The organism is Meiothermus cerbereus DSM 11376 (genome assembly GCF_000620065.1).
In the GTDB taxonomy this organism is placed as follows: domain Bacteria; phylum Deinococcota; class Deinococci; order Deinococcales; family Thermaceae; genus Meiothermus; species Meiothermus cerbereus.
Window position 1 is genome coordinate 17,135 of sequence record NZ_JHVI01000023.1, and the last position, 21,533, is coordinate 38,667.

Here is a 21,533-nt window from a genome sequence, read left to right on the forward strand (position 1 = left end):
TTTCTCCATCGGTGATTGGCGAGGTTTTCCCATGCGTTCGGACATCATCAAAAAAGGCCCTCAACAAGCCCCCGCCCGGGCCATGCTGCGCGCGGTGGGCATCGGCGACGAAGAGTTCAAGATTCCCTGGGTGGGCATCGTAAACACCTGGACCGAAGGGATGCCCTGCAACTTCCACCTGCGCGACCTGGCCGCCGACCTTAAGATTGGGGCCAAAGAGGCCGGCTTCCAGACCTTCGAGTTTGGCGCCCCGGCCATCTCCGACGGCATCAGCATGGGTACGGTGGGCATGCGGGCCTCGCTGGTGAGCCGCGAGGTGATCGCCGATTCGATTGAACTCATCGCCCAGGGCTACCTCTACGACGGCATGATAGCGCTGGTGGCCTGCGACAAAACCAACCCCGGGGCCATGATGGGGGTCATCCGGGCCGACGTGCCCAGCCTGGTGCTGTATGGCGGCTCCATCGCGCCGGGCATCCTGCACGGCAAAAAGCAGACCGTGGTCTCGGTCTTCGAGGCGGTGGGACAGTATGCTGCCGGCCAGATCAGTGAAGAAGAGCTGGCCGAGGTCGAGCGCACCGCCATCCCCGGCCCCGGCGCCTGCGGTGGGCAATACACCGCCAATACCATGGCCATGGTTCTGGAGGTGATGGGCTTCTCCCCCATCGGCTACAACGCCATACCGGCCATCGTGCCCGAGAAGAAGGAAGCCGGGCGGCGGGCCATGCACATCCTGGCCGAGGCCATCCAAGCAGGCCGCACCCCCAAAAGCTTCCTAACCAAAAAGAGCTTTACCAACGCCATCGCGGCGGTAGCGGCCACCGGCGGCTCCACCAATGCGGTGCTGCACCTGCTGGCCGTGGCCAGAGAGGCCGGGATTAAGCTCACCCTGGAGGAGTTCGACAAAATCTCGCGCAAAACACCAGTAATTGCCGACATGCGCCCCTGGGGCCAGTACACCGCCTGGGAGCTGTGGGAAGCCGGGGGCATTCCGCTGGTGATCCGCCGCTTGATCGAGGGCGGGCTGATTGACGGCGACCAGATGACCATTACCGGCAAAACCCTCTGGCAGGAAACCAAAAACGCCAGAGAAACCAAAGGCCAGAAGGTGGTGGTCAAGGCCGAAAAAGCCTTCAAACCGGAGGGGGGTCTGCGGGTGCTAAAGGGCTCGCTGGCCCCAGACGGCGCGGTGCTCAAGCTGGCCGGAACCGAGACCAAAGTACACCGGGGGCCGGCCCGGGTCTTCGATGGCGAACAAAGCGCCATGAAGGCCGTGCTCAAGAAGCAGATCAAACCCGGCGACGTGGTGGTGATCCGCTACGAAGGCCCCAAAGGCGCACCCGGCATGCCCGAGATGCTCTCGGTCACCTCGGCCCTGGTGGGCGAAGGGCTGGGGCCTTATGTGGCCCTGGTCACCGACGAGCGCTTTAGCGGCGGCACCAAGGGCCTGATGATCGGGCACGTGGCCCCCGAGGCCCAGGTGGGCGGCCCTATTGCGCTGGTCAAGGAAGGCGACATCATCTCGATTGACTGCGACCGGGGCATCCTGAACCTGGAAGTCCCGGAAAAAGAACTCGCCAAACGGGCCAAAGCCTGGAAACCCCCCAAGCCCCACTACAAGAGCGGCCTGTTTGCCCGCTACGCCGAGCTGGTGAGCAGTGCGCGGGAGGGGGCGGTGCTCTTAAAGCCGTAGTGAGATGGGCGATAACAAAAAGACCCGCATCAAACTCGAGGGCTGGCTCGAGCATATTGCCATCCATGAGCGCAAAATCGCTGAAGAGCTGGCCAAGCCAGAGCCCAACATGGGGCTTGTAGTACACTTAGGAGTCGGAGATAAGAGCCGCCATGAAAATGGTTGTTCGATTGCAGAAGCGCCTTCCAGGAGGCAAGAAATGACCATTGTCCACAGCCTCGAGCAAATCAGGGCCAGCAATATAACCTTGCTCGAAGAACTCGGCGAGCATTCTGAGGCGTATTTGCAGATTTTGCGGGAGTGGAAGGCAAATCCTACGGTCGAACTCCGCGCCAAGCTCGAGGTGGCAGCTTCCATTCTCAAGAGCCATGCTGAAATTCTCGAGTCGAGCCTCGAGCTCGAGGATGAGCTAAGCGATGAAGAGTAGGCTCGAGGTTTTTACCGCCTAATGTAGAAGCCACCAGCGCTGCGCGATAAATCCGCGCAGCGCCCGTGTGCACTGCCCAGTTGGGTTTCCAGTTTTTATTGTGGCTAAAAGCATTTGTTTGCAGCACTCTCTTGCAGTACTGCTCTCGGTTTTGAATTACTTGGTCGTCTGTCCTCATTGGCCTTGAGCCCTTCTAAAGCCCCCAACGCCTCTGTCCGGCTTTCCGCACGGTACACCCGCTCGAGGCCATCGGCAAAGCGTCCGTCAACCCAGTCCACCGAGCCATGCAAGCGAACCCGCGCATGCAGGTACACCACCATTCAACCGTGGCTCACCGTGACCACCACACTCCCCCGCTTGCGGCCGGTCTCCACGTAGCGGTGGGCCTCGGTGATCTGCTCGAGGGCATAGCGACGGTCTATCACCGGCTGAAGGCGGCCTTCTTGGGCGAGCCTTGCCAGCGTCTGCACGTATTCGGCTCGTTCGCTGGTTGGCCCGGCGATCACCTTCTTGCCGCTGGTTGCCGATTCCCAGGGGGCCGAAAGCATCTGCCACAACGTAGCCAGCACCAGTAGCAGTCGTCCGCCCTTACGCAGCGAGTTCTTGCTACGGGCGAAGGGGGCTGTGCCCACGGTGTCCACGATCACGTCGTAGGTTTGGCCGCTGGCGCTAAAGTCTTCTTTGGTGTAGTCAATCACCTGCACCGCACCCAACAACCGCACCAACTCGGCGTTCGCCCCGCTGCACACGGCGGTTACTTCGGCCCCGAAGTGTCGGGCAAGTTGCACGGCGGCCACCCCCACCGCCCCCGAGGCCCCGTTGACCAGCACCTTGTCCCCGGCCTTCAGCCTGGCTCGTTGGTAGAAGTCCATCATGGTGGCGCCACCGAAAGGGAGAGCGACGGCATCCTCATAGCTCAGGCTGGGCGGAATCAGGGCCAGCGCCCCGCTCTCCGGCAAGCACTTGTACTGGGCATGGGCACCCATTCCGAGGCCGTCGATCCCGAACACCCGGTCACCGACCTTGAATCGTGTGACGTTTTTGCCGACCGCCTCGACCTCGCCGGCGAACTCGCTCCCCAGTACGGTCTGCCTCGGACGCACCACCCCCATAGCGAGGCGGATCATCAGCCCGAAGCCAGCGGGCACCTTGAGGCTGCGTACCCGGCAGTCGCCAGAAGTGACGGTGGTGGCATGAATCTTGACCCTTACTTCTTGATCCTTGGGGGTCGGCTTGGAGAGTTCTGTAAGTTTCAGAACTTCGGGCGGGCCGTATATCTCACGCACGACGGCCTTCATGGTGCTTGGTTGTGCCGAGCGCTCAGCGTTGAAGGTGTTCTGTTGGGCGGCTGTATTCATCTTTGGGCTCCCTACCTTACGTTGTAAGGCGATGGAACAAGGGTAGCCTTACATTGTAAGATTGTCAATAGAGGAGCTGCCCAATGTCCAAAAAAAGCCCCAAAGTGCAAAGCGCTAAGCCCCCGCCCAAGGCCAGGTTGAGCCGTGAGGCGGTGCTGCAGAAAGCCCTCGAGGTCGCCGACCGGGAGGGTATCGAGGCCCTTACCATGCGCCGCCTGGCCCGGGAGCTGGGCGTGGAAGCGATGTCGCTTTATTACCATTTCGCCAGCAAAGATAAGCTCTTGGATGCGATGATTGACCTGGTATTCGCCGAGATCGAGCTGCCCCCCCAGGGCGGTTGGAAAAGCCGGATGCGGGCTCGAGCCGCCTCTGCCAGGGCTGTCCTGCTGCGCCACCGCTGGGCGCTGGGGCTGATGGAGTCGCGCACCTCCCCCGGCCCCGCCACCCTGCACCACCACAACGCAGTGATCGAGTGCTTGCGCACCAATAGCTTTTCGGTCGCAGCAGCCGCCCACGCCTATTCGTTGTTGGATAGCTACGTGTATGGTTTTGTCTTGCAGCAGCTTAATCTGCCCTTCAACCGCTTCGAGGAAGCCGATCCCGCCACGGACAGCATCATGGCAGAGATGGCGGCGGGCAATTACCCCTACCTGGTCGAGATGGCCACCGAGCATGTCCTGAGGCCGGGCTACGACTACGGCGAAGAGTTTGAAATCGGCCTCGAGATTGTGCTGGATGGGCTCGAGCGCCTGCGCAGCGAAGCGTGAGCCATTGGCCGGGTCGTGGAGTCGGCTCGACGCAACCAGCAAAAGCCCTTAGGCTAGAGCGATGGACTGGCTCGACAACGTCCGCATTGTGCTGGTAGGCAGTCAGGAACCTATGAACGTGGGGGCGGCGGCCCGTGCGATGCAAAACTTTGGCGTATCGGATCTGTGGCTGGTAGCTCCAGAGCCACGGGTGCGGGAGGATCTGGCCCAACACCCCGGGGGTTCGATGGCCTACCGCCTGGCGGTGCACGCCGAAGAGGTGCTGGACAATATGAAGATTGTGGATAGCCTGCCCGAAGCGGTGGCCGATACCTGGTTGGTGGTGGGCACCACCGTGCGCGAACGAGAGATTTACACCGGCCCGGTGGTGGGGCCCAAACCGATGGCCGAGCGGATCGCCCAGGTGGCACCGCAGGGCAGGGTGGCGGTGGTGTTTGGGCGCGAGACCTCGGGCCTGACCACCGCCGAGATAGACCTTTCCCAGCTCATCGTGCGTATTCCCACCTCCTCCAAGCAGCCCAGTCTGAACCTGGCACAGGCCGTTTTGTTACTTTGCTACGAAATTTTCGGTGCTGCATCGGCCCCGCCTGCACCCAGCCAGACCGAACTAGCCAGCCAGGAAGCCCTGCAACAGCTCTTCGACGACCTACGGGAGTACATTTTGCGTATCGGATTTACCGACGAGAAGCGGCTGCCCTACGCAGTCAGACGGTTTCGACGGCTGCTGTACAAGGCCAACCTAACTCCTGGAGAGGTTCAGCTTCTACGTGGATTTTTGCACCAAAGCCGCTGGTACGCCCAGCACGGCAGGCGCAAAACCGACCTGGAAACGAATGCCACAAGTGACCCGTAGCTCCCCAGATGGCATCGGGGAACCCCGGTGTGGGGCCTGGGCATAGACCCTATAATTCTTGGGCATGGAACCCATCCCTAGCTTATATCGCCTCATCAAGCTGTACCGGCTCATCTTGCCGCTGGCGATTGCGCTGGTGGTGGTGCTTTTTGAGCTTTCCCTCGAGCCCTACCAGGGCCAGCCGGTAGCTTTCTGGCTGCGGATGGGCTTTTATGGCCTGGTGGGGCCGCTGGTTACCTGGATGACCCTGGAATGGATTGCTCAACAGGTGCAAGAACGTGAGCGGGCCCAGCGCGCTCTGGAGGTAGCCAACCAGCGGCTAAAGGCCATTGGCAACATCCTCAAGCGGGCCTCGGCTGCCGACAACCTCGAGCAGGCCCTGGCCTCGGTAGTGCAGGAGGTGGCCCAGGCCCTGGGCATGGAGGCCTCGCTGACCCTCGAGGGGGTGCGGGCCACCTCGCCCGGCTTCAAGGCGGGGTCGGGGCCTTTGTACGAGGTGCCGCTACCGGGCCTGGAAGGAAGGCTCGAGGTGGTTCTGCCCCGGCCCCTTTCGAGCGAGGAGCAGAATTTTCTGGAAGTGCTGGTGGCCGAAGTGGCCGGGGCGCTGGACTCAGTGCGCGCCCGCAGCCGCGATCTGCTCACCCTCTACGAGGTAGACCAGGCCCTCAGGGCCGAGGCCAATCTGGGCCGACTGCTGGAGCGCCTGATGGATCGCATCCTGGCCTGGGCCGGGGCCAGCGGGGGCGGGGTCTTGTTGCTGGACGAAGAGAACTTTTTGCAGCCGCAGGTGCTGCGCAACCTCGAGCTGCCCCTTTACGCCTTCATACCCGAAGAGCGCTGGAAAGAAGCCCTGGAAACACCGGTTTTTGTACGGGAAAACCTGCTGGCAGTGCCCCTGCGCGAGCAGTCGGCCATCGGACTGCTGTTGGTACAGGGCGAGGCCGAAAACCTGCGCCAGCGGCTGCCCTTTCTGCGCTTTCTGGCCGCCCAGGTCACCCTGGCCGTACGGAACGCCCAGGCCTACCTGCGGGCCGAGGAGCTGGCCCTCACCGAGGAACGCAACCGCATAGCCCGCGAGATCCACGACGGCATCGCCCAGGCCCTGGCGTTTATGGCCCTCAAGCTCGACCTTTCCGAGCGACTCCTGGCAACCGACCCAGAACGGGCCAAAGAAGAGCTGCAGCAGGTCAAAGAAACCCTGCGAAGCCAGATTCGTGAGGTTCGGCGCAGCATTTTTGCCCTAAGGCCCATCGACTTAGAGCGCTACGGATTTCTGGAGTCGGTACGGCGCTACGCTAGCGCTTTCGCCGAGCAAGCTGGCTTCCGGGTGCGCCTGAGTCTGCCGGAAAAAATCGAGCTATCCCAGGCTTCCGAGCTGGTTTTTTTCAGGGTGTTACAGGAAGCCCTGGCCAACGCCGCCAAGCACGGCAGGCCGGGGCTGGTGCAGGTCAGGCTCACACCGCTGGGCGAACGGGGCGGTGTGCTGGAGATCAGCGATAACGGAAAGGGCTTCCAGGCCGACGCCAGGGCTGGTGGAATGGGCGGGTTTGGCCTGACCCAGATGCGCGAGCGGGTGGAAGCGCGGGGCGGGCGCTTCGAGGTCGAGTCGGCGGAGAATAAAGGCACCACAGTACGGGCCGAGCTGCCTTTTTGATGGTGGCCCGCAGCAACAGTCGATGGCGCCGCCAAAAGCATCCGTAGGGGCGCACCATACGCCCCTACGACAACGCTGGCCTTTTGTACCTGGAGCGCTACTGCACCTTCAGGCTGATGGTGGTGAGCGGTGGCTCGCCCTCGGGCCGACCCGTCTCGCGCACCTCGTAGGTGACTTCGCCGGGGCCGGGGTCAGAGAGGTAGCTCCAGCCGCAGGCCGCGCTCAGGGCGATCTCTTTGCGGCCAACAATCCGCTCGCCTCGCTTTATCACAATGGTGTAGCTGCTGGCCGAACCCACCCCACCAAAGCGAAAGGGCCTCGAGACCGTTCCGCCAGCCTGCAGGTTTGATAAGGCAAAGCTTTGGTTGCAAACAGCCCCGGCCTGGGCCTCGGATACCTGCAAGGAGATGCGGGCGCCAGAAGCGGCCCCTTCGGCCCGCACCTCGTACACCCGCGCCCCACTGGCAGGGGGCGGCACATTCAGGCTCCACTGGCCGTTGGCATCGGCAGTGGCCCGGCCCAAGCTGGCCCCATCCTCAAAGATTTCGACCACCTGGCCGGGCCTGGCGGTGCCCTGCAGGGTAAAGCCTGTAGCAGCCACGGTAGCTCCGTCCAGCGGCGAGGCAAAAACGGGCTCCGCCGGTAGCGAAACCGTAACGCTGGTGCTGGCTTTGCTCATGGCTCCAGGCCGACGGGCCTCGTAGGTGTGCACCCCAGCGGTTAGAGCCGAGGCCGGGAGCGGGAAGCTCCAGCGCCCATCGGGGCCTACCGTGACAGTGCCGAGGGGGTTGCCGTTGTCGAAGAGCTCGAGGGTCTCTCCAGGTTTACCAGCGCCCTCCAGGTTGTAGCTTCCGGCCACCAGGGTCGCGCCAGCCGTAGGTGCCGCGATGGTAACAGCCGCTACCGCAGGAGCCAAACCTGTGCTAAAGGCCCGCAGGCCCAGTCCAGGCAAAACCGATAGCAGGCCAAGTAAGGCCATCGCCCCCACCAGCATCCCCAGCGCAGGCAGGCCTGTCCGCGCCGCCGGGGCCATCAGAGCCTGGCTGATGCCCAATGGGGCCGCCGCCACCGGAATGCCCGGCGCTTCGGAGCTGCCAAACTGAGCCAGGGCGGCTTCGGCCTCGCGGTCTTCAGCTTCTTGCACCGGCGTAGGCTTGCTAAAAATCAGGAAGAAGGTCTTGAGGTAGTAGTACGCCCCAATGGCCGAGGTGACGAGGGCCAGCACCACCAGTCCGTAGAACCCGGCCCTGGCCGCTTCCTGAAAAACCAGGTACTTGGCCCAGAACCCAGCCAACGGGGGCAGCCCCAGCACCGAGAGGATGCCAAGGCCCATCGCCCCACCCAGCAGCGGCTTGCGATACCAGAGTCCCCGCAAGCGTTCCAGCGGCACGTCCTGGTTGGAAAGCATCGAGAGCACCGCAAAAATGAGGCCCGTGGCCAGCCCGTAGGTCAGCAGGTAGAAGGGAATGGTAGCCTGTCCGGTCGGGCCAAAGAGCCCCAACCCGATGTAACCGGCGTTGGCGATGGAAGAATAGGCGAAAAGCCGCTTAGCTTCGGTCTGTGACAGGGCCCCCAGGTTCCCAAAGAGGGTGGAGAGGGCAATCAGCGCGGCCATCCCGATGCCCCAGACCTCGAGACCTTCGGGGGTGAAGATCCGCAGCATTGCCGCGAACGCTGCAGCCTTGACCGCTGTCGCCATGAAGAGCGTGACCACGGTAGGGCTCCCCTGGTACACATCGGGCGACCACCACTGGAAGGGCACCATGGCGACCTTGAAGGCAAAAGCTGCCATAATCAAGAACAGTCCTGCCAGATACAGCGGCCCAGAGCCCGTTGCCCCTGCCATAAAGCTGCCGGTAGCGCCAAAGTAGAGCGCAATCCCATAAAGAAATATGGCCGCACCCAACGCCCCCAGCAAGAAATATTTCAGGCCCGCCTCAAAGCCTTTCTCATCGCGCTGCCAGGTCGCCAGAACGTACAGGGGCAGCGAAAACACCTCCAGGGCGATCACCAAGACCACCAGGTTGGGACTGCTGGCCATGATGTGCATCCCGGCTACGGCGTAGAGCACCAGCAGCGGAAACTCAAACTTTTTGGCAGGCCCTAGCAGCAAGATCCACAAGCCCCCCAGAATAGCCACCAGGGTCAGGCCCCGCGCCAGGGTGTCCAAACGGTACAGCCCGCCAAAGGCTTCCAGGGTCTCTCCCCATCCCACCGCACAGAACAGGCCGGCCAGCCCCAGGCCCGCCACCGTGATCCAACGGTTGGCCTCCCTCGAGATCACAAAGGCCAGCAACGAGAGCACTGTGGCGAAGCCAGCCAGGATGTATAGGGTTAGCATGCGCCACCTCCTTGCATACGGTCAAAGCTCAGGCCTCGAGGGTAACCGTTCTTGGTGCCCCTCGGCTTTCGGCTTTCGGTTCTCGACCAACCCGCTCGATAGGCAACACAGCTGCACCTCATGACGCACCCCCGAACAACGCAGCAAAAGCCTTGCCCAAGGGCTCCAAATACACCGTGAAGAGTTTTGGATACAGTCCCATCAAAAGCAGCACCCCTACCGCTACGACAGCAAAGCCCCACTCACGGGTGTCCATATCGGGCACAGCCTGGGCCTGGGGGGTTTCCTGGAAAAGCTTCTGGTACGCCGTGAGGGCATAAGCCGCCGCTGCAATAACCGCCAGGAAGGCCAAAAAGGTAAGCCAGGGCGAAACCTGGTAAGCCCCCAGCAAAACCATCAGCTCACCGGGGAAGCCCGATAACCCCGGTAGCCCAATCATGGCCATCAGCAAGAACATCCCCAGCACATACAGCGCGGGGGTGTGCTTAGCCAGCCCGCGCACCGGCAGGACTTCCAGGCTGCCGGTTCGTTTATATACCAGACCCACAAACAAGAACATGGCCGAGCCATACACCATCGAAGCCCCCAGCAGGTAAAGGGCACCCACCGTACCTTCCATATTCCCGCTGAACAGCCCTAGGGCCGCTACGCCCATGTGCGAGACGCCCGCATAGGCCAGCAGGGTTTTCCAGTCGGGCGCACTGAAAGCCAACCAGGCCGCATAGAGCGCACCAAAAGCGGCCAGAAAAAGCAGCAGCCCCTGCCACTCCCGGAAGCCTTCCGGCATCAGCGGAATGGCCCACTTGAAGAGGGCGAACACCCCCACCTTGTACAGGGTGCCCATCGCGTCGGCCAGGCCCGAGGGGTGGTTTTGCTGGTGGAAGCTAGGCAGCCAGGCATGCAGCGGGAAAAGCGGGGTTTTGACCGCCAGCGCTATCAAAAAGCCCAGAAAAGCCAGCACTGCGGTTTGTCCGCTAAGAGGATGGGCCACCAGGTCGGAGTAGAGGAAGCTACCAGCCCCTCCCAAAAAGCGCACCGCAAAGATGGAGGCCAGCATGGGCAGCGAACCCATCAGGGTAAACAGCGCAAAGGTATAGATGGCCCGCAGCCGGTCGGGCCCCCCGTAAAACCACAGCATCAGGAGGGCGGGAATCAGGGTGGCCTCGAAGAAGGCGTAGAACAAAACCAGGTCTTGGGCCGCAAAGATGCCCAGCAAACCGGTTTGCATCATCAGGGCCAGGGCCAGAAAGCGCACCGGCACATCGGCCACCCAGACCCCCAGCAAAACCACCAGGCTTACCGCAAGCCAGAGTAACAAGCCTGCCCCGTCCAGCCCTACTGCGTAGTAAACCCCAGCCTCCGGCAGGAATGGGATCTGGCTGGCATAGGCCGCAGCCTCTCCCGCATAGCCCACAAACAGCACCACCGCAATAAGCAGGCTCACCGCCGCCGAGAGGGTGGCAAAGGCGCGCCCCAGGCCCGGCACCATAAACAGCAGCAAACCCGCCAGGAGGGGCAACCACAGTCCTACATGAATCATCGCAACACCCCCCAGCCCACCAACAGTACCAGGGCGATTATCATCCCGGCCATATAGAAGCGCAAAGCACCTGTCTGGAGTTTGGTTAGCACGCTTCCCAGCCCTCCAACCAGACCTCCAAGACTCATAAAGCCTGTCAGCAGACCTTTATCCCCGCCAAAAAGTAGCTCGGCCAGCCCTTTGGCCGGATTCACCAGCAGGGTGTTATACAGTGCATCCGCGTAGAAGCCCTGCAAAGCCGCCGCCTGGAAGCGCTCGTACCAGGCCGGCATCTTCTGCTGGAAGAAGCGGAAGCCCCACCACAAAGCGGCAATGGCCACCACCGCCGAGGTAACGATGAGCGCCCATTCGGTAAGCACGGGCAGCTTCTCGTGGGGAAAGTCTCCGATGGCCTTGGTGAGGAACGGCTCGATAAAGTTTTTGTAGTCAATCACATAAGGCAGCCCGATAAAACCCACGCCAATAGCCCCGCCCATCAGTATGTGGTTGGGCCAGAGCATCACCGCGGGGCTCTCGTGGGGGTGCTCCTTGCCCCGGTAATCGCCCCAGAAGACCAGCACATACCAGCGGATCGAGTAGAGCGCCGCCAGTACCGAAGCCAAGAGCATCAGGGCCCACAGCCAGGGGCCATACTCAAAGGAGTAGGCCAGAATTGCGTCCTTGGACCAGAAGCCCGCTAAGGGCACCAGGCCGCCCGAGGCAAAAGTAGCCACCAGGCCGTGCAGGTGCGTAGCCGGCAGGTACTTACGCATTCCTCCCATTTTTCGTACGTCCTGCTCGCCGCCTAGGGCGTGAATCACCGAACCGGAGGTCATGAACATCAGGGCTTTGAAGAAGGCGTGGGTCACGATGTGGAAGATGGCCACCCAGTAGGCCCCCACCCCCACCGCCACAAACATGAAGCCAAGCTGCGAGAGGGTGGTGTAGGCCACGATGCGCTTGATGTCCCACTGGCCCAGCGAGCAGAGCGCCCCATAGAGGGCGGTAAGCAAACCGATGGCCACAATCAGGCCCGACAAGAAGGCATCGCCGTGCAGCATAAAGGCGTGACGAACCAACAGGTAGACCCCCGCCGTGACCATGGTGGCCGCGTGGATCAGGGCCGATACCGGGGTGGGGCCGGCCATGGCGTCCGGCAACCAGACCATCAGCGGCACCTGGGCGCTCTTGCCGATAGCCCCAATCAGCAGGAAGAAGCCGGCCAGGGTGAGGGTGGTAAAGCTATAACCGCCAGCCTCTACCTTCTCGACCAGCTCGGAGATCGAGAGGGTGCCGAACATGCTCCACAAGAGGCCCATGGCCAGCAAAAAGCCCAGGTCACCGATACGGTTGACGATGAAAGCCTTGCGGGCTGAGTCGGCGTTGACGCGCTCCTGATACCAGAAGCCGATTAGCAGGTAGGAGGCCAGGCCCACCCCCTCCCAGCCGATGAACACCACCGGCAGGCTGTCGCCCAGGATGAGCACCAGCATGGCCGCGATGAAGAGGTTGAAATAGCTAAAGAAGCGGCTGTAGCCAGGGTCGCCGTGCATGTAGCCGATGGCCCAGACGTGAATCAGGAAGCCCACCCCAGTCACCACCATCAACATGACGCCCGAAAGGTTGTCGAGGTTGAGGCCGAAGGGGATTCCCGGTAGCCAGTCGGGAAGGGCCCATCGGGCTCCGCCTTGCAGCAGCAAAACCAGGCCCAATAAGAAGCTCCCCAGCACCAGAATTGAGGCCAGCCAGCCAGCAGACGGCTCACCGATTCGTTTACCAAACAGCCCAAGAATCACAAACCCCAGCACGGGAAGTGCGATGGTCAGGGGTAGAAGAAGGGTTTCTTGCACGTTTTACCCCCTAAGTTGCCGCAGCTCATCTACGCTGGTGGTCTCGCGGCGACGGAAGATGGCCACAATCAGGCCCAGGCCCACCGCTACCTCGGCAGCAGCAATGGCGATGATAAACAGCACCACCACCTGGGCATCCAGGCTTCCAATCATTTTGGAGAAGCTGATCAGGGAGAGCGCTGCGGCATTCAACATTAGCTCGATGGACAAAAACATCAGAATAGCGGTGCGCCGGGTAAGCGCGCCGTAAGCCCCAATCGAAAACAGCAAGGCGGAAGCTATAAGCCAGATCATCGCTTCACCACCGCCCTCTCATCTTTCTGTTCGGCAGTCGGGGGATTGGGCTTTGGGTTCTGCCGAGGGTGGGCTGGGTGGCTGGTTGCAGAAACAATTCGCTCCGGCTCGATCAGCACCACCGCCGCCACGGTAGCCACCAGCAGCAAAAAACCCACCACCAAAAGGGCATACAGCCACTTGTCGGGGTCATAGAGCAGGGGCCCCAGGGCCTGGGGCAGACCGCCACCCAGCGCAGGCGCATTTGCGGGCGGCTGAAACCGGGTTACGGCAAAAATCAAGACGCCTGCCAGGCCCAGCGCACCAAACCCGGCCACCCAGGGCAACCGGGGCAGCAGGTCCTGGCCCACATTGGCACTTGCCGCCGAGAGCAGCATAATCACGAACAAAAACAGCACCACGATGGCCCCGGCGTAGACGATGATCTGGATCATAGCCACGAAGCGGGCCTCGAGCGCCACGTACACGCCCGCCACTACCAAGAAATTGGCAATTAGCGCCAGGGCTGCGTGGACGGCATTTTGTAGGCGCACTACCGCAATGGCGCTACCAGCCAGCAACACCAGCGCGAGGATTTCCCAAAAACCGACACTCATTGATTCCTCCAAGGGAGCCTCGAGTCTAAAGTTATACGTCCAGGGTCAAGCATAATCTTGGAGATTTTAACCCCAAACAGGGGTTGCGAAGCACCCGCAACCGGCTTTGAATTCATTCCGCCTCGAGGCTCGAGCCTAGACACGAAGCCCTCTACTCACTTTTTCGGCCTGGGTGGATGCACACCCTCGAGCTCGGGCCGCACGTATGGTACGGAGTAACCTCGCTTGATCGGCTTGCCGGTGTAGGCCGCCTCGCGGCGCTGGGGCTTAGTACCCTCCACCTCGACCAGCATGTCCTCCTTACCATAAACAAAGTCGGAGTAACGGTAGTCGGCCATCTCGAAGTCGTAGCCCATTACCACTGCACCAGTGGGGCAGGCTTCCTCGCACAGGCCACAGAAGATGCAGCGCAGCATGTTAATCTCGTACACCCTGGCATAGCGCTCGCCGGCGCTCACCGGGTTGTTGGGGTCGTTCTCGGCAGCCTCCACATAGATGGCATAGGCCGGACAGGCTGCCGCACACAGCGAACAGCCGATGCACTTTTCCAGGCCGTTGGGGTGCCGGGTCAGCACATGCCGCCCGTGGAAGCGGGGCTTGAGGGGCACCGGGGCGTCCGGATACGGAATCGTAACCGGTTTAGAAAACAGCGCTTTCAGGGTTATACCCATGCTCTGCGCAAGTGCAGCAATACTCACAGCTTCGCTCCTTTCTCTAGTCACCCGCACCCACGCCGGGCATGGCCCTGGGCTTGGGTTTGGCGGTCAGAATCACATAGGCCGAAAAAAGCACCAGACTCAACAAGGAGAGCCAGCCCAGCACGGCCACCGGCCACTGCAAGGCCACCACCATGGCCGACAACAAAAACCAGGCCAGCGCCAGCGGGAACAAGCGGCCCCAGCTAAAGACCATCAGCTGGTCGTAGCGCAGGCGGAACAGCGTACCCCGCACCCAGATAAAGAAGAACAAGAACAGCGCAATTTTGACAAACATCCACAGGTAGGGCAGGGCAAAAAGACCGCCGATGATGGGGATTTGCTCCATAAAGCCGGGCATCCGCCAGCCGCCCAAAAAGATGGTGGGAATCAGGGCCGCAGCAGTGATGAGGTGGATGTACTCGGCCATCTGGAACAAGGCCCACTTGATGGAGCTGTACTCGGTGTTGTAGCCCCCCACCAGCTCCTGCTCGGCCTCGGGCAGGTCGAAGGGGGTGCGGGCCGCTTCAGCCATGCTGGTCAGGAGGAAGATGGCAAAAGCGGGGAGCATGTACAGAATCAGCCAGCCGTTTTCGTACTGCCAGTTCACAATCTGCTGGAGGTTCAGCGACCCCACCAGCACCACCGGGGCAACCAGGCTGATGCCCAGGGCCAGCTCGTAGGAGATCAGCGAGGCCGAGGAGCGCAGCGAGCCCAGCAGGGAGTACTTTGAGTTGGAGGCCCAGCCCGCCAGAAAGATGCCGTAGATGGCCATCTCGGAAACCGCAAACACATACAGGATGCCCACATCCAGGTTGATGACCCAGGGGTCGTAACCAAAGAAAGCGTCCTTGGGGCCAAAGGGGATCAGGCCAAAGGTGAGCACGGCAAAGGTAACCGAGATCATGGGAGCTAGGACAAAAATCACCCTATCCGCTCTGGCTACGATCAGGTCTTCCTTGAAAATGGACTTGATGGCATCGGCCAAGGGCTGGAGCAGACCATCCGGCCCCACCCGGTTGGGCCCCTGGCGAATCTGGATACGGGCCAGCAGCCGCCGCTCAATCAGGGTCATGTAGGCAAAGGCCGTCAGCAGGCCAAAAATCACCAGGAAGGCCTTGATGCCTACCATCCATAGGGGGTCGGTGGCATCGGCATCGGCAGGGGCCGCTTGGGCCGCCAGGGCAGTACCCATGACAAACGTTGCGCTACTCAAAATTAGCTTTTGAACCGATGATCTGAGTCGCCCTGGGCTTTCGACTCTGGGCTTGGGGCATTCGTCCTTCATGCTTCACCTCCGACCAATACCCTAGCCTCAACCTTGCGACCCGCCCAGGCTCCCAGTGCAGGCAGGTACATCGCGCCCTCGGGGAGGCCAGGCACCACCTTGACCTCGAGCTTCTCTATGCCCATCGGCGTTTCCAGCTCAACCAGGTAACCTTGAGCCAAGCCATTGGCCTTGGCAGTCTCCGGGCTCATCTCCAGCTTGACCTCCACCGTTTTGGCCACTGCACCTACGAGCTGCTCCCGCCGCCACATGGTCGGGCGCAGGTACAACGACCCTATAGTCACATCCGCATCGGAGGCAGCCCAGCCGGTTGATTTTTGCGTCCAGCGCTCTAACACAGGCGGGAGTTTGTGTTTATCGACCAGCAGCCTGGTGGCCTGACGCACCAGCCGAACCGGAGTCTTGACCCCTGCGGCCTCGGCAATCAGGCCCAGCGCCGCCACTGCACCATCGGCCTCGCCATTGTTGATTCCCGCGGGCTCGAGCGGCAACACCCGGCCCTCGAGGTTCACGGTGTGGCCGCGCTTCTCGTAAGCGGTCTGGCCCGGCAAAACCACATCGGCGTATTTCTCGGCCAGCGGATGGCGGTGGGTCAGGTGCAGAATGCGGAAGGAGGCCGCTTTGAGCTGCTTTTCGCTGGGCAGGTAGGCATAGTAAACCACCCTGGGCCCCGCCTCGCTCCAACCTGCGCCGCCCTTGCCAGGAAACAGCCCCAGCGCTTCCAGCCCCCGCGCGTTGGCCGCAGGGGTCATGCACATCACCCGAGCACCCGTGCGCTCGGCAAGCTGCTTGGCTTCTTTGGCCGCCTGGGGCTGGTTAAGCACCCCCGCGCCCAGCACCAGCACCACCCGCGAACTGGCCGCCAGGCGCGCCTTGACCCAGGCCACCGGCTCGCTCAGACCAGCGGGCGCTTCGGCCTGATCCAGCAGGGCCGCCAGCAGGGCCGCTTCCATCCCCGGGGCGTGTACGGCGCTGGCCCCAGCCCACCTGGCCGTGCTGCTGGGATAGGTGCTGAAGAGGGCCAGCTTATGGGTCAGGCGGGGCATCCGCTCCTTGATGTTGAGGTCGGCAAAGGGGGTACCGTGCGCGAGCTTGGCAGCGGGTTTGAGGCCACGGCTGTACTCCGAAAGTCGCAGGTGCAGGGTGGGGGCCTCTTCCTCCGGCTGGCCCAGCACCAACACAAACTCGGCGTCCAGGAGCTCATCGAAGCTGGCCGGGGCAAACACCCCAACGGGGTGGGCGGTACGGCCCTGGAAGTCGCGGTGCGGCGTGCTCAGGGCCTGGGTCAGCTCGAGGGCCGCCAGGCCCTCCTCCAGGGTGCTGTTGCCCGCCAGGTAGATGCCCATATCCGCCCCGGCGATACCCTCCAGACCTTTGCGGATGGCCTCCAGGGCCTCCTCCCAGGTGGCTTCCACCAGTTTGCCGTCCTTGCGCACCAAGGGCGTGCGCACCCGGTTTTCGTTGACCCATTCGTGGCCGAAGCGGGCCGCATCGGAGATCCAGACCTCGTTCACTTCCCGGCGCTCGGCCGCCCGGATGCGCTCGAGCAACCCGCTACGGGTATCCACCACAATTGCCGCCCCGCTGGCGTCGTCCATCGAGGTGGTCTCGGTGGAGTCGTACTCCCAGTTGCGGGCGCGGAAGCGTGCGGTCTGGTCGAGCAGGGCCCCCACCGGGCAGATGTCCACGATGTTGCCGCTAAAGTTGGAGGGTAGCCCCTTCTCCTCGCTGTTGATGAAGGTATGCACCCCCCGCTCGATGAAGTCGAGCACCTCCTCGCCCGGAATCTCCTCAAAGTAGCGCACACAGCGCTTGCAGTGGATGCAGCGCTCCCGGTCGAGCACGATGAAAGGCGAGAGGGGGTGGTGCTTGTCCACCTGGCGCCGGGTCATCTCGAAGCGGGTGTACATGGGCAGCTCCATGGGGTCGGGCTGGTAGAACTTCTCCACCAGGCCGTACTCGTAGCTGCGATCCTGTAGCTCACAGGCCCCGCCCTTGTCGCAGGTGGGGCAGTCGAGCGGGTGGTTGAGCAGGGTCAGCTCCACCATGCCCGACTGGGCGTGCTTCACCTCGTCGGAGAGGGTGTCCACCACCATCCCGTCGGTTACCGCGGTGATGCAGGCCGCCGCCAGCTTGGGCATCCAGAAAATTTTGGGCTGCCCATCCTCCATGATGAAGTTGCCGTCCGGCCCTTTGCGCGGGCTGCCGGTCCTAACCAGGCACATCCGGCAGGCCCCGATGGGCGACAGGTGCTTCTCAGCGCAGAACAGCGGCACATCGTAGCCAGCGTGGAAGATGGCATCCATCACCGAGGTGCCGTTCGGTACCTCTATGGTTCTGTCGTTAATGGTTACCTTGGCCATTCCCTACCTCACCCCCAGCGGCTCCCCAGGCGCTCGACCGGCCTGCCCTGTTCTACAGCTTCCACAAACTGGTGGCGGAAGTGCTTGAGGCTGCCACGCACCGGCCAGCAGGCCGCATCGGCCAGCGCACAGAAGCTGCGGCCCTCGATCTGGTCGAGCATGCTCTCCAAAAGCTCCACATCGCCTTTCTGGCCCTGTCCGGTTCCGATCTTCTCGAACAGGCTCACCATCCAGCCCGAAACCCCCTCGCGGCAGGGGGTGCATTTGCCGCAGGACTCGTGGCCGTAGAAGCGGGTTATGTTCCACATAGCATCCACCATGCTCATGCTGGCCGGGATGCCGATCACCCCCCCGGTGCCCAGCAGCGAGCCCTTGGCGCTGATGGACTCGTAGTCCATGGGGGTATCGAGGATTTCGTCGTTCCAGGGCAAAGGCGGGCAGGAAGAGCCCCCCGGAATAATGGCCTGGATGGGCTCGGTGGGGCCCCCGGCCCAGTCGAAGAGCAGCTCGCGGAAGGTGGTGCCCAGGGGCAGCTCGTACACGCCGGGGCGCTTGAAGGGGCCCGAGACCTGGAAGAGCTTGTGGCCCTTGGACTTTTCGGTGCCCATGCTGGCGAACCAGTCGGCCCCGCGCTCGATGATGTGCACCACCGAGCAGAGCGACTCCACGTTGTTGATGGTGGTGGGCATCCCCCACAGGCCGGCCTGGGCCGGGAAGGGGGGCTTCATGCGGGGGTTGGCCCGCAGGCCCTCGAGGGAGTTCATCAGGGCGGTCTCCTCACCGCAGATGTAGGCCCCGGCCCCCCGGTGCACATACAGGTCGAAGCTAAAGCCGGTGCCCATCACATTCTGACCCAGGTAACCCGCCGCATAGGCCTCGCGAATCGCCGCGATAAGCCGGTCGTAGGCCCGGCGGTACTCGCCGCGGATGTAGATGTAGCCCTTGCTGGCCTGGATCGCCACCCCCGCAATCATCATGCCCTCGATGAGCTGGTGGGGGTCATCCTCCATCAGGTAGCGGTCTTTGAAGGAGCCCGGCTCCGACTCGTCGGCGTTGCAGACGATGTAGTGCTGCTTGCCGGTGTTTTTGGGCATGAAGCTCCATTTGAGCCCGGTGGGGAAACCCGCCCCTCCCCGCCCACGCAGGCCAGACTTCTTGACCTCCTCAATGACCCAGTCCTGGCCCTGGGCGATGGCCTTCTTGATGGCCTGATAGCCGCCGTGGGAAAGGTAATAGGCAAGCGTCCAGGAGTTGGGCTGGCCCACGTGTTTGTATAAGGTCTTTTCGAAGCGGGGGTCTTTGCCGCTCACGATGGGCCCGTTCATGCGCCCACCTCCTCCCCGCGCACATGCACCTCGTGCCCCACCTTACCCGGCAGCGCGATCTCCTCGAGCCGCCGACCTTCCCGCAAACCCTGCAACAGCGCATGCAGACGGGCTTTGGTTACGCACTCCACGTAGGGCTCGTCGTTGACCTGCACCACCGGGGCGGTGTGGCAGGAACCCAGGCACTCCACCTTCTGGATGCTAAAAAGGCCATCGGGGGTTACTTCTCCCCGCAAAATGCCCAGCTCCTGCACCAGTTCGTCCCATAGCTCATCGGCCCCCCCAATGGCACAGGAGAGGGTGGCACAGACCTGGAGGTGGTACTTGCCGGTGGGCAGAGCCTGGTAGTAGCTATAAAAGCTCATCACACCCGCCACCTCGGTAGCGGTGATACCTAGGATTTGGGCAATCTCTTCCTGACGCTCAGGGGAGATCCAGCCCTCCTCCTGCTGTATCCGCCGCAGCATGGGCATGATGGCCGCCCGTCGCCCCTGGGGCGTATCAGGGTACTGTGCGAATACCTCACGTAGCCAGTCTTGTTTATCGTCGAAAAATCCCATATGCCTCCGCAAACATTCAAAAGCCTGGGGGGGGACAGCTTGTCCCTGAACGCCAGGCCTCCGTTACATAACTCATCGGTCTACGTCCCCCATCACCGGGTCTAAAGAAGCAATCACCGCCACCATGTCGGCCATCTGGACGCCTTTGCAGGCATAGGGCAGGCTTTGCAGATTAACAAAGCTGGGCGCGCGCACCTTGACCCGGTAGGGCATCGAACCACCATCGGAAACGATGTAGTAGCCCAGCTCACCCCGGGCGCTCTCGGTAGGCACGTACACCTCGCCCGGGGCGGGGTGGAAGCCTTCGGTCACCAGCTTGAAGTGATAGATGACCGCCTCCATCGAGGTTTCCAGCAAGTGGCGCGGCGGCAGCGAAATTTGCGGGTTGGGGTCGCGGATGGGGCCGGGCCCGATGGCCTCGAGCCGCTCGACGGCCTGCCGAATAATCTTGACCGACTCGCGCATCTCGAGGAGGCGAATCACCATCCGGTCGAAGATGTCGCCCCCCGTGAGCACCGGTACGTCGAAGTGGTAGGTTTCGTAGCCGGCGTAAGGGTAAGCCTTACGCACATCGTAGTTAACCCCCGAGGCCCGCAGGCTGCCCCCGGTAAGGGAAAGGTTGATGGCCACCTCGGGGGGGATCACCGCCACACCGCGGGCGCGCTCGTAAAAGATGGGGCTTTCCCGGAACAAAGCCTCGTACTCGTCGATCCGGGCCGGCATCTGCGCGATGAACTTCTTCACCTCGCCCAGAAACTCCGGCGGCAGGTCTTCCTTGAGGCCGCCAATCCGGATGTAGTTATGGTGGAAGCGCTGCCCCGAGACCCATTCGAAGAGGTCGAGCACCGCCTCGCGCTCGCGGAAGGCGTAGAAGAACGGCGTCAGCGCACCAAAGTCCAGCAGGCCCGTCCCCAGGAAGACCAGGTGCGAGGCGATGCGGGACAGCTCGTTGAGCATCACCCGGATGGCCTGGGCCCTGGGGGGCACCTGGGCCCCCACCAGCTTTTCCACGCTCAGGGCGTAGGCCAGGTCGTGGCTAAAGCTGTGCAGGTAGTCCATGCGGGGGGTGTAGGTGATGCACTGCGTGTAGGTGCGGTGCTCCATGTTCTTCTCGAAGCCGGTGTGAAGGTAGCCGATGTGGGGGGTCAGGCGCAGAATCTGCTCCCCTGAGAGATCCACCACCACCCGCAGCACCCCGTGGGTTGAGGGGTGCTGGGGCCCCACGTTGAGGGTCATGACCTCGGATTTCAGCTCCGGCGCATCGGCGATATCGTAGGCCTCCACCGAGGGGCTGTGTAGCTTTTGCGGGTCGCGCACCATCAGTTGCCTCCCTTCACAACCTTCTGCACCTCAGCGGCCACATCCTGGTAACCCTTGCGGGTACCCCCCCGCCAGCCGGTCATGCCGCCTTTATCGCCGGACAGGCCGGCCCGGAAAGCGTCGGGATCAATGAAGCGGCCCTCCTTGAACAAAGTGGGGGTCTCGCCCAGGGGGAAGTCCTTGCGCAGGGGGTGGCCTTCCAGGTCTTCGGGGGTCAGGATTTTGCGCAGGTCGGGGTGGCCCTCGAAGCGGATGCCCAGCAGGTCGAAGACCTCGCGCTCGAGGTAGTCAGCCCCCATCCATAGATCGGTCAGACTGGGCAGGCTGGGGTTGGCCTCGGGCACATACACCCGGATGAAGACCCGGCTGCCATCGCCCCCCTGGTAGCCCGGCAACGAAACCAGCTCATAAACCACGCAGAAACGCTCCGGTTTGGGTTGGGGGTATTTCAGGTAGTCAATGCCCACCACGTCGGCCAGGTAGTTCCAACCCTGGCTTTTGAGCTGGGTCAGCAAGGCCTTGAACTCGCCGCGGGGCACCACCACCCAGGTGTTGCCGTGGGCCTCCTCGATGGCCCAACCGTTGGCTTGAGCCTGTTTTTTTAGCTCGGTCAGCTTTTGCATGTCCACC

The 21,533-nt window shown here is 62.4% G+C and carries 18 protein-coding genes; 5 read left to right on the forward strand and 13 right to left on the reverse strand.

The features are described 5' to 3' along the window. Window positions 1–31: 31 nt before the first annotated feature. Entirely contained in the window at window positions 32–1,693 is a 1,662-nt protein-coding gene (ilvD, locus tag Q355_RS0109400) for a dihydroxy-acid dehydratase (RefSeq protein ID WP_027877574.1), read from the forward strand. 4 nt (window positions 1,694–1,697) lie between these two features. Then, a complete protein-coding gene (locus Q355_RS0109405; RefSeq protein WP_027877575.1) occupies window positions 1,698–2,120 on the forward strand; it encodes a hypothetical protein in 423 nt (140 codons plus the stop codon). Between the two features lie 320 nt (window positions 2,121–2,440). Here the strand turns inward: Q355_RS0109405 and Q355_RS0109410 are convergent, their stop codons facing one another. Then, entirely contained in the window at window positions 2,441–3,478 is a 1,038-nt protein-coding gene (locus tag Q355_RS0109410; protein WP_211247170.1) for an NAD(P)-dependent alcohol dehydrogenase, read from the reverse strand. A gap of 83 nt (window positions 3,479–3,561) precedes the next feature. Here Q355_RS0109410 and Q355_RS0109415 point away from each other — a divergent pair, with 83 nt between their 5' ends. The 3 genes from Q355_RS0109415 (at window position 3,562) to Q355_RS0109425 (ending at window position 6,752) form a co-directional block, all read left to right on the forward strand. Then, complete coding sequence (locus Q355_RS0109415; protein ID WP_036259166.1) at window positions 3,562–4,245, forward strand: TetR/AcrR family transcriptional regulator C-terminal domain-containing protein; 684 nt, start codon at window positions 3,562–3,564, stop codon at window positions 4,243–4,245. A 61-nt stretch (window positions 4,246–4,306) separates the two neighbouring features. Beyond that, window positions 4,307–5,098 carry an RNA methyltransferase gene (locus Q355_RS0109420; protein WP_027877578.1) on the forward strand — a complete coding sequence of 264 codons (792 nt, stop codon included), beginning with the start codon at window positions 4,307–4,309 and terminating at the stop codon, window positions 5,096–5,098. A 64-nt stretch (window positions 5,099–5,162) separates the two neighbouring features. Beyond that, complete coding sequence (locus tag Q355_RS0109425; RefSeq protein WP_027877579.1) at window positions 5,163–6,752, forward strand: sensor histidine kinase; 1,590 nt, start codon at window positions 5,163–5,165, stop codon at window positions 6,750–6,752. Window positions 6,753–6,849: 97 nt separating this feature from the next. On the opposite strand, the gene Q355_RS0109430 is transcribed toward Q355_RS0109425, so the two are convergent. From Q355_RS0109430 to Q355_RS0109485, 12 genes are all read right to left on the reverse strand, one after another. Then, window positions 6,850–9,093, reverse strand: coding sequence for a proton-conducting transporter transmembrane domain-containing protein (locus Q355_RS0109430; protein WP_027877580.1), 2,244 nt, complete (start codon window positions 9,091–9,093; stop codon window positions 6,850–6,852). Window positions 9,094–9,211: 118 nt separating this feature from the next. Beyond that, window positions 9,212–10,633: a complex I subunit 4 family protein gene (locus Q355_RS0109435; RefSeq protein WP_027877581.1), complete on the reverse strand. Its 1,422-nt coding sequence runs from the start codon at window positions 10,631–10,633 to the stop codon at window positions 9,212–9,214. Then, complete coding sequence (gene nuoL / locus Q355_RS0109440; protein ID WP_027877582.1) at window positions 10,630–12,462, reverse strand: NADH-quinone oxidoreductase subunit L; 1,833 nt, start codon at window positions 12,460–12,462, stop codon at window positions 10,630–10,632. The genes Q355_RS0109435 and nuoL overlap by 4 nt, the downstream gene beginning before the upstream one ends. Before the next feature lie 3 nt (window positions 12,463–12,465). Then, entirely contained in the window at window positions 12,466–12,756 is a 291-nt protein-coding gene (gene nuoK / locus Q355_RS0109445) for an NADH-quinone oxidoreductase subunit NuoK (RefSeq protein WP_027877583.1), read from the reverse strand. Continuing rightward, a complete protein-coding gene (locus Q355_RS0109450) occupies window positions 12,753–13,352 on the reverse strand; it encodes an NADH-quinone oxidoreductase subunit J family protein (protein WP_027877584.1) in 600 nt (199 codons plus the stop codon). Before Q355_RS0109450 ends, nuoK begins: the two co-directional genes overlap by 4 nt. Before the next feature lie 155 nt (window positions 13,353–13,507). After that, window positions 13,508–14,050: an NADH-quinone oxidoreductase subunit NuoI gene (gene nuoI / locus Q355_RS0109455; RefSeq protein WP_027877585.1), complete on the reverse strand. Its 543-nt coding sequence runs from the start codon at window positions 14,048–14,050 to the stop codon at window positions 13,508–13,510. Between the two features lie 16 nt (window positions 14,051–14,066). Beyond that, window positions 14,067–15,242, reverse strand: a complete 1,176-nt coding sequence (gene nuoH / locus Q355_RS0109460) for an NADH-quinone oxidoreductase subunit NuoH (RefSeq protein ID WP_051529371.1) — start codon at window positions 15,240–15,242, stop codon at window positions 14,067–14,069. Window positions 15,243–15,331: 89 nt separating this feature from the next. Then, entirely contained in the window at window positions 15,332–17,698 is a 2,367-nt protein-coding gene (locus Q355_RS0109465; RefSeq protein ID WP_027877587.1) for an NADH-quinone oxidoreductase subunit G, read from the reverse strand. An 8-nt stretch (window positions 17,699–17,706) separates the two neighbouring features. Then, entirely contained in the window at window positions 17,707–19,023 is a 1,317-nt protein-coding gene (nuoF, locus tag Q355_RS0109470) for an NADH-quinone oxidoreductase subunit NuoF (RefSeq protein WP_027877588.1), read from the reverse strand. Further along, the gene (gene nuoE / locus Q355_RS0109475) at window positions 19,020–19,583 is read right to left on the reverse strand and encodes an NADH-quinone oxidoreductase subunit NuoE (RefSeq protein ID WP_027877589.1); all 564 of its coding nucleotides are present in this window, start codon (window positions 19,581–19,583) and stop codon (window positions 19,020–19,022) included. The genes nuoF and nuoE overlap by 4 nt, the downstream gene beginning before the upstream one ends. 72 nt (window positions 19,584–19,655) lie before the next feature. Continuing rightward, window positions 19,656–20,903: an NADH dehydrogenase (quinone) subunit D gene (gene nuoD, locus Q355_RS0109480; protein WP_051529372.1), complete on the reverse strand. Its 1,248-nt coding sequence runs from the start codon at window positions 20,901–20,903 to the stop codon at window positions 19,656–19,658. Next, window positions 20,903–21,526, reverse strand: coding sequence for an NADH-quinone oxidoreductase subunit C (locus tag Q355_RS0109485; protein WP_013014131.1), 624 nt, complete (start codon window positions 21,524–21,526; stop codon window positions 20,903–20,905). Before Q355_RS0109485 ends, nuoD begins: the two co-directional genes overlap by 1 nt. Between the last annotated feature and the right edge of the window lie 7 nt (window positions 21,527–21,533).